The following is a 13,208-nucleotide window of genomic DNA, read 5'->3' on the forward strand; positions in this document are numbered from 1 at the left end:
GGGTCAGCTGAGGTTCTCAGATCCGGTTCCGGAGTCGAATAGCGAACCGATAACAGCGTCGTGGGCCTTCCGCAACCGGTAGTGTAAGGTCGGCGCGGAAATGTCGAGTGTCTCAGCCAGTTCCTCTGCGGAGCTCCCTCGCGGCCAGTCGTAGTAGCCGCGTGCATAGGCAGTCTTGAGTGCGGCGGCCTGTTTCGGAGTCAGCTGATCGCGTATCTGTGTCTGGAAATCTGTCACCGTAGAGACTGGCTGGTCGACGTACTGCTTGCTCCGTAGTTCTGTCCCGGGTGTTCCCTCCTGGATCGCCTCAACGACAGCACGGACGTTGATGTCCGGCGCCATCTCCGCTGTGAACCGCAGATCACCGTCCGCTGCAACGGCCTGCTGAACGGCCCCGCCGTAATCTGCGAGCGTGTCAAGCGGCGATGCGGATATCTCATCGAGCGTGACTTCGAGCAAGGGCACTCGGTTTTCCGCCGCCGTTTCCACGACGGCACAGGACTCGACCGACGGCATCTCAGTGAGCGCCCGACACACCCGGTCAGTGTCCACACCACTGGCGCGAACGTAGTGGAGACAGTTCCCGGAACTGATCGGAACGCGCCGTTCGAGCGTGAACGAACAGTCGAGCATCGCGGAGAGGCGGGCGAAGACGTCGTCGGAATCCGGCGTCAGGAACTCTAGTTTGACGGTCGTCGCCGCCAGCAATGACTGCTGACTGTGGACGCGCTGGATAGAAAGCGCGATAAGTCGCCCCAGATCGGCCAGGATGTCGGACTCACGACAGCCAATCGTGGCCCCAGTCGATGCGTAGACCATCAGTACGCCGTATGTCGTCACGCCAGTTGTCAGGGGAACTGCCGCAACGGAACAGTGGTCTGCAATTAGTGAACGGTCCATGTCGGCGTCCGAAGGCGTCGACACGCTGGCGATGTCCTCAACGACCTGTACCTCGCCGGTGTCGATGGCGTCGATGGCGAGGCTGTGCTCGTCGGACGAAAGCTGCTCCGGCGCCGTGTCAATCCCAGCGGCGGCAGCCAGTGTTATGCTCGTGGCACCCCCGCGGCTCCCGGTCCAGACGGCCTGGTACAAGTCCGATTCAGTGAGATGCGCACACACTGCCGATTCGATTCCCTCACGTGTCTGTGTGTCCTGTAGTGCCTTTGCAATCTCTCTGCCCAGCACATTGAGCCGCTGTGCCTGCTTGAGTTCGTCACGCTGTCGCTCAAGTTCGGCTTGGCGATTCTTGTGAGCAGTGACGTCGCGAGCGACGAAGATGACAGTATCGAGGTCGTAGGCGCGACTTTCCAGCGGCGCGACCCGTGCCTCGAACCACCGCTTGCCATCGGGAACCCGTAGTTTGTACTCCACGGACTGGAATGACCCGGTTCGCAGGGCCGCACGAACGGTCGTCAGGAGCGAATCAGCGGTGTCGTGGGGAAGAAACTCATGTAGCGTCTGGCCGACAAGCGTGTCTGTATCGTCTACCGTCAGCATTGTCTCGGGGTCGGTCAGGCAGTCGAGGAATCGCCCTTCCGCGTCGATGATGAAACTAGGGTCCGGAAAGGCGGTGTTCAACGCATCGCGCTGTTCCGTGTGGCGCTGTCGTTCGAGTTCATAGCCCGCCCAGTCGGAGAGCAACCGAACGAACGTCAGGTCCCACTGCGTGAACTCCGCTGTGCGCGGCTCCAGTCCGTAGAAGCAGAACGTTCCGTACACGGCCCCATCGACGACGACGGGTGCACCGATGTAGTTCGCAATGCCCCACTCAGGGTCAGCGAGGTCCGGCGCGTCCGTCTCAACGTCCCTGATCGCGAGCGGTTCGCGGTGTTCGACGACGTGCCTGCAGTTCGGGAGGTCCTCGATGCTGGTCGTTCTGCCGGCTTCGAGGTCGGCAGTCGTCGGTGCAGTGACTGCTTCAAACACGTATTCGTCGCCGTGGACCCGGGAGAGCGTCCCAAACGACGAACCGAGTGTCTCACAGCCGAGCTCTAACAGCGCGTTGAGTTGTTCCGTGAACGTCCGGCTCGAATCGGTACAGATGTCGTAGGCCGCTTCGAGCACCGACTCCCGTTGCTTCCGAGCCGTGATGTCGATATGTGCGATGGACGCGAACGTTGCTCCATCGACGGTGAACGGGGCAGCGTACAACCGGAACCACCGTTTCGACGACGGGGCGTGACACGGATATTCGAGTTCGAACGAGGATTGCTCGCCAGCGAGGACGGCCCTGATCCCGTCGGCTGCCTGTTGCCCGGTCGTGTCGTCAGCCATGTCAGCGACGTCGAGATAGTTCACACCGACCGTATTCGGCGTCAACTCTGTTCCGTTTGCCCGGCCGAACTCGCTCCATGTCTCGTTCGTCGAGAGAATCACCCCGGACGCATCTACAACCGCAAACATGAGGGGTAGTGTATCGATGGATGGCCCGTACAGAGTGGGAACATCGTAGCCATCCATGACACTTGGGACCATGTATTTACTGTTGCGGCGAGCCACTTAACGCCCAGTGTCTGGTTAGAATACTAACATTCTCGCAGAGAACATATTTGCCGTGAATATCATGCCGAATTGGGGTTAAAGGACTGTAAAATGGATCTATTCAAATGAACGCCTGCCAGACCACCCACCAAATATCCATATATTAACCAATTACCGACTGGCCCGGATATATCAAACAGGATTCTGTCTCACCCCGATTTATTCTAGGGACCTAGAGAGAGTGTTTAGGATGGTGACCACTGTAGCGACCCACAGGATACGCACTACCTCACTATGGACTCCACTGTCAATCCAGTTCGCGTCGAACTGTTCGTCCGGTCCCTGTGTCCGGAAGATACAACGCAACAACAGAATTACGTGCTTGATCGATTACAGGCTCTTGAGAACGCTGGCCGTATCGAGGACCTGTCGATACTGATCTGGGGACGCCGGATCGAACCACGACTCGCACAGCGGACTGCGGAGGGACGACACCTGCTGGAACGGCTGTCCATGTTCGAACAGTGGGAGCGGGACGCCGATGCCTCGCTTGACGCATTCGACTGGCAGCACCCGGTGACGAACATGGTTTCCGATGAGTCGGTCACCGTCATCACGCTGCCCACGCTTGCCCTCGCTGAATACGTTGACGGTGACCTCCAGCACGTCGCCCCCTGCACGCGGGATGGGACGGTCCACCGCGTCGCGGATCGTGTTAGACACCTCTCAGATACCGCAGACATAGCCGACGAATTCGACCATGAGCGTACCGTGGTACAATAGCATCCGAACCGCCCCAAACCTAACACGCTGACCGTCCAGATCCAGCACCATACCAGGTAACATGAATACGAAACAAACCGAGATACCGGATTCGCTACCACTGGACGACCGGCTGTCGCTCCTGTCGTCGCACTATCGACGGTTCCTCCTGTACGGGCTTTCACAGTACACGACCCCGGTTTCACTGGCTGTACTTACGGACACGGTGACCGAATTCGAACACGAGGCACCGGCCGAACACTACCGTGACGAGCGACTCAAGATCTACACGGCTCTCTATCACAACCACCTTCCGCGGCTGGTCGATGCCGGTGTCGTCCAGTACAACCAGTCGGAAGATATGGTCGATATCGGGCCGAACGCGCCAGCCCTCGTCCCGCTACTCGAGTCGACGATCGAACACGACCTGTCGGCGAACGGTAACGACCTATCATCGAACGCCGTCGATGTCAATTCCTTACAGCCCGAGCGACGCAATTAAGCCCGCTTTTGTATCTCCGAGCGCAACACGTCGCTCACCGTATCACCGTCAGCTTTGCCACGGAGTGCGCCCATGCACTCGCCCATCAGCGCCGAGAACGCGCCCATTCCTTCCTCGGCGACTTGGTCCTCATGGCGTTCGACGACTTCGGCAACGGCGTCACGGACTTCTGACTCGTCGACGCCGCCCAGCCCTTCCTGCTCGACGGCCGCCTCGGCCGTCAGCGACGGGTTCTCGGCGAGTGCCGTCAGGAGGTCTTCTATACCCTCACGGGGCACATCTCCGCTGTCGACCAGCAGGATAGCCCCTTTGAGGTGCTCGTCGGTGAGATGCCCGACGGGCACATCGTCGCGGCGGAGTTCGGTCAGCGTCGACTCCAGCGTCCCGGCAGCCAGCGTCGGGTCAACACCTTCGCCCGCCACCAGTGCCTCGAACAGCGGCCACCGCTGGCCGTAGGCGACCTGCTCGGCGAGGCCGGAGCCGAGGTCGAACTCGCGCTCGTACCGGTCGACCTTCTCGGTGAGCAGTTCCGGGGTCTCGACTTCGGTTACGTCGGGTTCGACGGGCGGCACGTCCGTCTCGGGGTACATCCGTGCCGCGCCGGGGAGCGGGCGGAGGTACCGCGACGTAGCGTCCTCATTCGCGTCGCGGGTCTCCTCCGGGACGCCCTCAAGCGCCGTCTCGGCCCGCTCCGCAACGGCGTCGATGGCCAGTTCGGCGGTCTCCGGGTCGTCAGCGACGATAGCGACGGCGTCCTCGGGACTGGCTCCAACAGCGTCCCGCAGCGCCTCGACTTCCGCCTCGGTGACGCCGTAGGCCGGGAGCTCGTCGGTGTGGAAGATGCCGCCCGCGCCGTGGCGCTTGGCGTGGTCGGACAGTTCGGTCCCAAGCCGTCGGTCGGGCTGAATCTCCCGGCCGACGAGCCCGTCGAAGCCGGACAGCAGGAGGCCCTGTACTTTGCCGCCTGAGGAGAGCGCGCCCTCGATGACGCCGGACTCCGTATCTTCGAACACCTCCGTCACGTCCTGTGGCTCGCCGACTGTTGCGTCGCGCTCGGTGAGTTCTTCGGCGATGTCCAGCAGTTCGACCTGCCGGCGGACCTCGTTGCGGACGAGGTCGTCGATGTCATCGAGGCTCTGGACGCCTTTCAGTTCGATCCGTGCGCCATCCTCGATAGAGACGTTCACGTCCTGGCGGATGGTCCCAAGGCCGCGCTTGACCTTCCCGGTCGAACGGAGGAGCATCCCGATGCGCTCGGCGGCCTCGCGGGCCTGCTCGGGCGACCTGATGTCCGGCTTCGTGCCGATTTCGACCAGCGGGATGCCAAGGCGGTCAAGCGAGAAGCGCACGCCGTTCTCGGTTTCCTCGACGCGCTGGCAGGACTCTTCTTCCAGTAGCATATCCTCGATGCCGACTGGGCCGGCGCTCGTCTCGATGGCCCCGTCGTTGGCGACCAGCATCGAGCGCTGGAACCCCGTGGTGTTCGAGCCGTCGACGACGATTTTCCGCATGACGTTCACCTGGTCGATGACGGACATATCCAGTAGCTGGGCGATCTCGAGCGTCGTTTCCATCGCCTCGCGATCGACACGGTGGGGTGGCTCGTCGTCCTCCTCGACGAGACAGGTCGTGTCGTAGGCCAGGTACTCGAACTCCCGGTCGACCATGCTCTCCTCCAGCGCCGCCTCGTCGATCTCCCCGAGTTCGCTCTTGGTCGGGTGCAGATAGCGGGTAAAGGAGCGCTCGCTCTCCTCGGGCTCGCGGATCGTCGTCGGACAGTCACAGAACAGCTTCGTCGCGGTATCGAGTTGCTGGTGGATCTCCAGGCCGGCGACGAGCCCCAGCTCCTCGTAGTCGTACTCAGTCATTGTCGAGGTGTCCGGGACCGGGGGCCAAAAAACGCACCCTTCCCGCGCTCGCCGCCGCCCTTTTGACTGTCTCGTCCTCACTGTCGATATGCGCTGGCTGTCGACAGCCGCGGTGGTCGTTCTTCTTCTGACCGGCGGCTGTAACGCTTTCGTCGGCGCTGACACCGCCGATAAGGGGACCGTCACGCCAGCCCCGGTCCCGACCGCAGCGGAGTCGGACACAGCAACATCGCTGGACCCGCCGCCCGGCGTTACCACGGACCGGCTCGATAACGTTGCCCTCCTGTCGGCTGCCCACCGGCAGGCGCTCAACGGCACTACCTACACCCTGAACGAACGTTACAGCGAGTTCACAATCGGGAACGACAGCACTTCCGTCCGGCGTGAAGAGACTGTCGCCGTCGAATCACCGACCCGGTACCGCGACGAGATGGTAAGAATGACGACTGACTCAAACGGGGCCGTCAAGCGGTACGAACAGTCGACCTACGCTGACGGCACCAACTGGTATGAGCGTCGTGACAACGGCACAGTCGAGCGCCAGCGTGGTGAGGTCCGGTTCAGCCGCGACAAGTACGCCTACCGGACGGCGTTCTATCTTAACCGCTACGCCGTGGTCAACCAGAGCGCCACGGACGTCGTCACACGGGACGGCAGTCGGCTCTACCGGATTCGGGGCTCCGGCGGCGAGATTCCGACCACGGAACGGCTGGAGGAGTTCCGAATCGAACTGCTGGTCGAACCTGCCGGCCTCGTCCGCCGATTCAGCGTCTGGTACCGCACCGAAGATCGCATCGTCGAATACAGCTTCTGGTACGAGGATATCGGTGAGACGACGGCGGAGCGGCCAGCGTGGCTCAACGAATCAACACCGGCGGACTGAGGGGGCCGGTAGGCAACAGCGCACGTCAGCGGCTACAGACGATCAGTCTCAGTTCGAACATCGTCGGTTCCGGACGTGCTCCCGGCCCGGTCGTCGTAGTACTTTCGGCCGATGAAGTCGTCGTCAAGATTCCCGACCAGAGAGTTGTACAGCCCATCTGCGGACTGGTACGTGGCTTCGCTGGTCCGAGCCAGTACCTCACTCATTTCGATCGAGTCGCCGTTCTGGGCGACCAGCTCAACGTCGCCGAGTTGCCGGACGACAGCGGCATGGTCAGCGGGGAACTCACAGGCCTGGTCGAACAACTGCAACGTTTCGGAGTAACGCATCTGTACTACACATCCGTATTCATCATCAAAAAATATTATGAATTCTGGTTATCCGGTAATCGGCTTCACTGACCAGATCCGGTTGTTGAGACGAGACCTGATATTTCGCTCCAATCGGTGCGGGAAAACATTTCAAAGATCATGGCATATGTTTTCGTATGTCAATTAGCCTGGCAACTCCGGACGATGTAACGGCGATCAATCAGGTGGCAACGGCAGCCTGGGAGACGGACTACCCCCTGCTCACCCAGGAAACGGTTGAAGACGGCGTTCACGACTGGTATTCGCCCGAGCAGCTCGAATCGGAACTGGTCGAACCGCAGACCCTCTTGCTTGTCGCCGAGCGCGAGGAGCACGTTGTCGGGTTCGCACACGCGACGTGGCACGAGACTGACCACACGGGGTATATTCTCCGGCTGTACGTCCATCCTGACTCCCGGCGCGAGGGAATCGGCCAGTCACTGCTAGAACGGACCTGCGAGGAACTGTTCGAGCACGATATCGACCGGATCAACGCGATGGTCCTCTCGGCGAACGAACCGGGAGCCGAGTTCTACGAGCAGTTCGGATTCGAGTTCGCCGACGAGAGCGACACCGAAATCGGCGGCGAGCGCTACCCCGAGAGCCGCTACGTCCTTGCGGACGAGTCACGGGTATAGGTCACAGAGTCACTTACGGGAAAGCCGTCGCTCTCCGAGGCTATCGTCCTAAGAAAGGTGCGTGACGAGTTCCGTAACGCGCCCACCCGGGTACTCGACCTCGTCGACCTCCTGCTCGACAACGTCACCGGCGAGGCCTGTCACGTTGGAGAGCGGAATAACGCGCTCCTGTCCGTCGCCCTCCGGTACGGCCCAGACGACGTTTCCCATGATTTTAGCTGTCGTACACTCGATACTGGTGTCGCCGTCCATCGAACTGTCGAGGAACACTGTCGCGCTCATTGTGGTACCCTTTGACACGATAGGACATAACCGATACGGTCAGGTCGGAGTGGCGGTTGGCGTCCCAGCTGCCACTCAAAGCAGGGTCGAACAGAAACCTGTTAAAGCAAGAGTCTCTGCTGCTCACGGATCACTCTGTTCCCGCTCGCATTTTCGAGGTAGCTCCCTGCGGTCGCTCCCTCGCTACTCCCTCGCTACTCCCTCACGGCGCCTCACGGCACCGTTCCAGTACGAGAGCCCTCACTCCGTTCGACTCTCGCTACTCGCGGGTCGCTATCGCTCTCCCCTCGCACTAACGAGGGCCGCGCTTCGCGCGCGCTCCTCGCTATTCCTCGCCCAGGATGCCACGCTTCGTCATCTTCTCGGGGTCGAGTACGTCGTCGACCTCATCTTCGTCGAGATAGCCCTCTTCGAGGACGACCTCGCGGATGGTCTTCTCCTCGGCGAGCGCCTTCTTCGCTACCTTGCTTGCCTTGTCGTAGCCGATAGCTGGGTTGAGCGCCGTTGCCAGCGCCATGCTCTGCTCGACGCGCTCGGCGCAGTGGTCGGCGTCGGCCTCCAGTTTGGCGACGAACTTCTCGCCGAACACCGCGCTGCTGTTGGCGATGAGCTTGGCCGACTGCAGGAAGTTCGAAGCCAGCACGGGCTTGTAGAGGTTGAGGTCGATCTGGCCCTCGGCAGCGCCAGCCGAGACGGCAGCGTCGTTACCGACGACCTGCTTGTGGACCTGATTGACCGCTTCGGCGACAACGGGGTTGATTTTCCCGGGCATGATCGAGGAGCCGGGCTGGTTCTCCGGCTGGTCGATCTCGCCGAGGCCGTTGCGGGGACCGGACGCCAGCAGACGGAGGTCGTTGGCGATCTTATTCAGTGAACCAGCGACCGTCCGGAGCGCACCGTGGGCCTCGGCCATCGCGTCGTGGGCGGCCTGGGCCTCGAAGTGATTGTCCGCCTCGCGGAAGTTGAGGTCGGTCTCTTCGCTGATGTACGTCGCGGCTTTTTCGGGGAATTCAGGATGGGTGTTCAGGCCAGTCCCGACCGCGGTTCCGCCGAGTGCGAGTTCAGCGAGGCGACCGTGAACGTCCTGTACGCGGGAGATGCCCTTCTCGACCTGCGTGCGGTAGCCGGAGAACTCCTGGCCCAGCGTCACCGGCGTCGCGTCTTGGAGGTGGGTTCGCCCGGTCTTGACGACGTTGTCGAACTCGTTCTCTTTGGCTTCGAGTTCGTCACGCAGCGTCTTCAGGCCCGGAATGACGTCCTTCTCGACCGCTTCGAGGGAGGCGACGTGCATCGCCGTCGGAATCACGTCGTTGCTGGACTGACCGAAGTTGACGTGGTCGTTCGGGTGGATCTCGCGGGTCCCGATGTCGCCGCCGTACAGCTCCGTGGCGCGGTTGGAGATGACCTCATTGGCGTTCATGTTCGACGACGTGCCCGACCCGGTCTGGAACACGTCGACGGGGAACTGGTCGTCGTGCTCGCCGGCGATGACCTCATCGGCGGCCTCGATGATACAGTCCGCCTTGTCCTCTGGAATCGTTTCGAGGTCGCGGTTCGCCTGTGCGGCCGCTTTCTTGACAACGCCAAGCGCTCGGATGAATCGCCGCCCGAACGTCACGTCGCTGATCGGGAAGTTCTCGACGGCACGTTGCGTCTGTGCGCCCCAGTACGCGTCGGCTGGCACCTGCATTTCACCGAGGCTATCCTGCTCTGTCCGGTACTCGTCGGTCATACGTCCGGGGGGTGGTCCGCCCGGTCGTAAAACCCACCGGTACGAGTCGGGACACCACTCGGCACAGCCCTGTAACCGCCGGGACAGTCACTCACGGGGTGCCACGAGTCCCTCCTCGGACAGCGGAGACCGTAGGGCTCAGCACCCATGACTTGGATAAACGTGTATTATCATTCGGAAATATTAAGTAGAATCTCTCTCCACTTACCATGAGTTCGACGCCACAGAGACGTTCATGACTGATGGCCTACAATGCCCGGTGACGGCGGTGTGTTGCTGCCGTCGTCGGCTGTTAGGGCCCGATGGGACACCGACGGACGTGACACATCGCGAACGCTCGCGGCCGGTGTACCCGCCGCGTTGCAATCGCTCGCCCACTCGGCACGACGACGGGATGGCACACCCGTCATCTGGCGTTCCCATGCTGCCTGCCGGCCTGTGTTGGTGCGACAGGCTGTGCGGGTCGCGTGGTCTGCGTGCTAGCTGGCGAGTCTATGTGACTGACGACACATCCGTCGGGACGATGGACGGCGAACTCACGTCGGCGAACCACTGACCAACCATGCGCGAGATACTCAGTAGACTCCTCGCCACCGGGGGTAGGCTCCGGTCGGCGGTATCGAGAGACGAATCGGACGGCGACCAACTGGCAACAGACGGAGGGGCGACGGTGAAAACGACCCGGAGAGACTCGCTCCGGAACTCACTGCCGGTCGAGTGGGAACTCATCGAATCCGCCCCGTTCTGGCTGCCGCCAGTCCTGTTTGCGGGCTTTTTCGTCTACGGCGCTATCGCCTGGAACTTCCTCCTGTCGCTGACCGACTACAGCGGCCTGGGTGGTGCACAGTACGAGACCTTCGATCTCAGTATGTACAGCCGCATACTGAACGACGGGGCGTTCTGGCAGGCGGCACAGAATACGGTGGTGTTACTTGTCGTGTTCACCGCCCTCTGTCTGGCGCTTGGCCTGTTTGTGGCCATCCTCATCGACCAGCAGATACGCTTCGAGAACACGTTCCGGACCATCTACCTGCTCCCGATGAGCCTCTCGTTCGTCGTCACGGCGACGATGTGGGCGTGGGTGTACAACGCCCGTAACGGCGTTCTCAACCAATTTCTCCGCGTGTTCAATCTCGAAGGGGCCATCGTGGGACTACTCCGGCCGGCTGGAGTCAACGCTGAGGTCATTCAGTGGCTCTCTTGGAACACGACCGCACTGGCGGCGGTCATCTTCGCGCTTATCTGGCAGTTCAGCGGCTACGCGATGGTTGTCTTCCTCGCCGGCCTCCGTGCAATCCCGACCGAACACTACGAGGCTGCGCGGGTCGACGGGGCGTCGACGGTTCGGATGTACGCGCGAGTAATCATCCCACAGCTCCGTGCTTCCGCGGTGTCCGCGTCGGTGGTGCTGATGGTGTTTGCGCTGAAAGCGTTCGACTTCATCTACGCGCTTCGTGGCTCACAGCCGGGGGCGAACATGGACATTCTGGCGACGATGATGTATCGGGTTGCGTTCGACAGCCTCCAGTGGGCGTATGGGTCAGCCGTCGCTATTGTGCTGTTTGCCCTCGCACTGCTGGTCATCGGACCATATCTCTACAGCGAATACCGACGGGGTGAACTATGAGTATCAGAGACGGCGGTTTCATCGACGAACTTCGTAGTACAGAGAACAGCCGTATCGGCCTGTATGCCCTCCTGCTGGCGGGCATTGTCTTCTACCTTTTCCCGGTGGAGACGGCCGTGATGACGATGTTCAAGACCGAGAGCGCGTTCGCCCGGACGCTTCCGTTCGCGCCGCCGGGCACTGACGGCTTCACGCTTGACGCGCTCACTACCGCCTGGAACACGCTCCGGCCGGGACTTATAAACTCGCTGCTGATGGCGATTCCCGCGACGATTGTGTCGGCGCTGCTGGGCAGTATGACTGCGTACGGACTGACGACGATTAGCTGGCGCGGGCAGGTCGGCGTGGTCGTCCTCATCATCGCGGGCATCTTCATTCCCTATCAGGCCGTGCTGGTCCCGCTGGCACAGTTCTGGTTCCAGGTGCTTCCGGGACTGCTCAACGGCTTCGTCAACACTGTCTTTGGCTTCATCACGGGTGGCAACTGGCAGTATCCGAGCCGTAATGGGTACGTGCAGTTGCTGCAGTTGTCGATTACCCACGCCGCGTACGGGATTCCGATCTGTACACTGCTGTTCCGGTCGTATTACCAGAGCATCTCCGACGAGATGATTGAGGCCGCTCGCCTCGACGGCGCGAGTGCGTTCAGCATCTACCGCAACATCATCCTCCCGCTGTCGCTGCCGATGTTCGCGGTGACGCTCATATACCAGTTCACGCAGGTCTACAACGATCTGTTGTTCGCACTCGTGCTCGTTAACGAACCGGCTTCGCAGGTGGCGACCCAGCGCCTTGCGGCGCTCACTGGTGGGGTCGTCCAGTCGTTTAACACCACGATGGCAGGGGCCATCGTCGCAGCACTTCCGACGCTGCTCGTCTACATCATGTTCGGCGAACAGTTCGCGAAAGGCGTCGCTGGAGAATAATCACGGAGGTATTCACAATGGCACAACTCACACTGGACGAGGTAACGAAGACGTTCCAAGACGACGACGGCGAAATTATCGCAGTTGACGAGATATCGGTCGACATCGAGGACGGCGAGTTCCTCTGTGTCGTCGGTCCATCTGGCTGTGGAAAATCAACGACACTGCGGATGATTGCCGGGCTCGAAGACATCACGCGCGGCGAAATCCGACTGAACGGTCAGATAATCAACGATCAGCCGCCGGCCCGTCGGAACGTGGCCATGGTGTTCCAGTCCTACGCCCTGTACCCGCACATGACCGTGCGGGAGAACATGGCGTTCGGGCTGGAGGAATCGACAGATATGCCCGACGACGAGATCAACGAGCGCGTTGAGAAGGCGTGCAAGGATATGGGCATCTTCGAGCTCATCGACCGCAAACCAGGCGAACTCTCCGGCGGGCAGCAACAGCGTGTGGCGCTGGGCCGCGCTATCGTCCGGGACCCCGAAGTGTTCCTGATGGACGAACCGCTGGCGAATCTGGACGCGAAGCTCAAAGCCGAGATGCGAACCGAACTTCAGGAGCTCCAGCAAGATCTTGACGTGACGACGGTGTACGTCACCCACGACCAGACGGAGGCGATGACGATGAGTGACCGCATTGCAATCCTCAACGACGGCGTCCTCCAGCAGTGCGCGACGCCGCTTGAGTGTTACCACGAGCCGAACAACCTCTTTGTCGCTGGCTTCATCGGCGAGCCGTCGATGAATTTCTTCCCGATGACGCTGGAGGGGTCGACGCTCAAAGGGGAGTGGTTCGAGTACGAACTCAGCGACGAGACGATCGCCGCGGTCGAGGGGACGACCGACATCACGCTTGGTATCAGGCCTGAAGATATCGAATTCATTCAGAGCGACGCCGGCCCGAACGTGTTTGATTCGACGGTCCACGTCGTTGAGCCACGCGGGAACGAGAACACGGCGCACCTGCAGTTCGACGAGTCGATGGACGACCAGTTCATCGCGACAGTCGGCGGGATGAAACAGCTCAAAGCCGGCCAGCGCGTCAAAGTCCGGTTCCCCGAAAACGCCATCCACCTCTTCGACACGGCCAGTGGAGAGGCCATCCGGAACCGTACGCTCGACGAGATCGAAACCGTCGAATCTGTCGTCTGA

General features: G+C 61.2%; 12 protein-coding genes. 7 read left to right on the top strand and 5 right to left on the bottom strand.

The genetic code is table 11. The annotated features are described in order from the left end of the window. Window positions 1-3 precede the first annotated feature (3 nt). Window positions 4-2,475 (bottom strand): bacterio-opsin activator domain-containing protein, encoded by a 2,472-nt coding sequence (locus tag RBH20_RS02700; protein WP_306705251.1) that lies wholly within the window; start codon window positions 2,473-2,475, stop codon window positions 4-6. Window positions 2,476-2,775: 300 nt separating this feature from the next. Between RBH20_RS02700 and RBH20_RS02705 the strand changes: the two genes are divergently transcribed. Together RBH20_RS02705 and RBH20_RS02710 are read left to right on the top strand one after the other, a co-directional pair. Then, a complete protein-coding gene (locus RBH20_RS02705; RefSeq protein ID WP_306705253.1) occupies window positions 2,776-3,264 on the top strand; it encodes an HTH domain-containing protein in 489 nt (162 codons plus the stop codon). A gap of 61 nt (window positions 3,265-3,325) precedes the next feature. Further along, window positions 3,326-3,745, top strand: a complete 420-nt coding sequence (locus tag RBH20_RS02710) for a hypothetical protein (RefSeq protein ID WP_306705255.1) — start codon at window positions 3,326-3,328, stop codon at window positions 3,743-3,745. Here RBH20_RS02710 and gatE read toward each other — a convergent pair. Further along, on the bottom strand, window positions 3,742-5,613 hold the full coding sequence (gene gatE / locus RBH20_RS02715; RefSeq protein ID WP_306705257.1) for a Glu-tRNA(Gln) amidotransferase subunit GatE: 1,872 nt from the start codon (window positions 5,611-5,613) through the stop codon (window positions 3,742-3,744). The two genes, RBH20_RS02710 and gatE, sit on opposite strands and share 4 nt — an antisense overlap. Before the next feature lie 88 nt (window positions 5,614-5,701). On the opposite strand from gatE, the gene RBH20_RS02720 reads away from it, so the two are divergent. Continuing rightward, window positions 5,702-6,496, top strand: a complete 795-nt coding sequence (locus RBH20_RS02720) for a hypothetical protein (protein WP_306705259.1) — start codon at window positions 5,702-5,704, stop codon at window positions 6,494-6,496. Between the two features lie 32 nt (window positions 6,497-6,528). Here RBH20_RS02720 and RBH20_RS02725 read toward each other — a convergent pair whose 3' ends face one another. Continuing rightward, window positions 6,529-6,825, bottom strand: a complete 297-nt coding sequence (locus tag RBH20_RS02725; RefSeq protein WP_306705261.1) for a hypothetical protein — start codon at window positions 6,823-6,825, stop codon at window positions 6,529-6,531. Window positions 6,826-6,983: 158 nt separating this feature from the next. Between RBH20_RS02725 and RBH20_RS02730 the strand changes: the two genes are divergently transcribed. Then, complete coding sequence (locus RBH20_RS02730; RefSeq protein ID WP_306705264.1) at window positions 6,984-7,484, top strand: GNAT family N-acetyltransferase; 501 nt, start codon at window positions 6,984-6,986, stop codon at window positions 7,482-7,484. A 48-nt stretch (window positions 7,485-7,532) separates the two neighbouring features. Here the strand turns inward: RBH20_RS02730 and RBH20_RS02735 are convergent, their stop codons facing one another. Together RBH20_RS02735 and RBH20_RS02740 are read right to left on the bottom strand one after the other, a co-directional pair. After that, window positions 7,533-7,766, bottom strand: a complete 234-nt coding sequence (locus RBH20_RS02735; protein WP_306705267.1) for a hypothetical protein — start codon at window positions 7,764-7,766, stop codon at window positions 7,533-7,535. A 325-nt stretch (window positions 7,767-8,091) separates the two neighbouring features. Beyond that, on the bottom strand, window positions 8,092-9,498 hold the full coding sequence (locus tag RBH20_RS02740; RefSeq protein WP_306705269.1) for a class II fumarate hydratase: 1,407 nt from the start codon (window positions 9,496-9,498) through the stop codon (window positions 8,092-8,094). Window positions 9,499-10,060: 562 nt separating this feature from the next. On the opposite strand from RBH20_RS02740, the gene RBH20_RS02745 reads away from it, so the two are divergent. From RBH20_RS02745 to RBH20_RS02755, 3 genes are read left to right on the top strand one after another with little or no spacing between them, the layout of a single operon-like run. Then, window positions 10,061-11,125, top strand: a complete 1,065-nt coding sequence (locus RBH20_RS02745) for a carbohydrate ABC transporter permease (RefSeq protein WP_306705271.1) — start codon at window positions 10,061-10,063, stop codon at window positions 11,123-11,125. Next, the gene (locus RBH20_RS02750; protein WP_306705273.1) at window positions 11,122-12,051 is read left to right on the top strand and encodes a carbohydrate ABC transporter permease; all 930 of its coding nucleotides are present in this window, start codon (window positions 11,122-11,124) and stop codon (window positions 12,049-12,051) included. The genes RBH20_RS02745 and RBH20_RS02750 overlap by 4 nt, the downstream gene beginning before the upstream one ends. A gap of 17 nt (window positions 12,052-12,068) precedes the next feature. After that, window positions 12,069-13,208 carry an ABC transporter ATP-binding protein gene (locus tag RBH20_RS02755; protein WP_306705275.1) on the top strand — a complete coding sequence of 380 codons (1,140 nt, stop codon included), beginning with the start codon at window positions 12,069-12,071 and terminating at the stop codon, window positions 13,206-13,208.

It is taken from the genome of Haloarcula sp. H-GB4, from assembly GCF_030848575.1.
GTDB lineage: Archaea > Halobacteriota > Halobacteria > Halobacteriales > Haloarculaceae > Haloarcula.

Excerpts from the sequence above, each read along its gene's own strand:
- RBH20_RS02700 (WP_306705251.1), bottom strand. The coding sequence starts at position 2,475 with ATGGTCCCAAGTGTCATGGATGGCTACGATGTTCCCACTCTGTACGGG.
- RBH20_RS02705 (WP_306705253.1), top strand. The coding sequence starts at position 2,776 with ATGGACTCCACTGTCAATCCAGTTCGCGTCGAACTGTTCGTCCGGTCC.
- RBH20_RS02710 (WP_306705255.1), top strand. The coding sequence starts at position 3,326 with ATGAATACGAAACAAACCGAGATACCGGATTCGCTACCACTGGACGAC.
- gatE (WP_306705257.1), bottom strand. The coding sequence starts at position 5,613 with ATGACTGAGTACGACTACGAGGAGCTGGGGCTCGTCGCCGGCCTGGAG.
- RBH20_RS02720 (WP_306705259.1), top strand. The coding sequence starts at position 5,702 with ATGCGCTGGCTGTCGACAGCCGCGGTGGTCGTTCTTCTTCTGACCGGC.
- RBH20_RS02725 (WP_306705261.1), bottom strand. The coding sequence starts at position 6,825 with ATGCGTTACTCCGAAACGTTGCAGTTGTTCGACCAGGCCTGTGAGTTC.
- RBH20_RS02730 (WP_306705264.1), top strand. The coding sequence starts at position 6,984 with ATGTCAATTAGCCTGGCAACTCCGGACGATGTAACGGCGATCAATCAG.
- RBH20_RS02735 (WP_306705267.1), bottom strand. The coding sequence starts at position 7,766 with ATGAGCGCGACAGTGTTCCTCGACAGTTCGATGGACGGCGACACCAGT.
- RBH20_RS02740 (WP_306705269.1), bottom strand. The coding sequence starts at position 9,498 with ATGACCGACGAGTACCGGACAGAGCAGGATAGCCTCGGTGAAATGCAG.
- RBH20_RS02745 (WP_306705271.1), top strand. The coding sequence starts at position 10,061 with ATGCGCGAGATACTCAGTAGACTCCTCGCCACCGGGGGTAGGCTCCGG.
- RBH20_RS02750 (WP_306705273.1), top strand. The coding sequence starts at position 11,122 with ATGAGTATCAGAGACGGCGGTTTCATCGACGAACTTCGTAGTACAGAG.
- RBH20_RS02755 (WP_306705275.1), top strand. The coding sequence starts at position 12,069 with ATGGCACAACTCACACTGGACGAGGTAACGAAGACGTTCCAAGACGAC.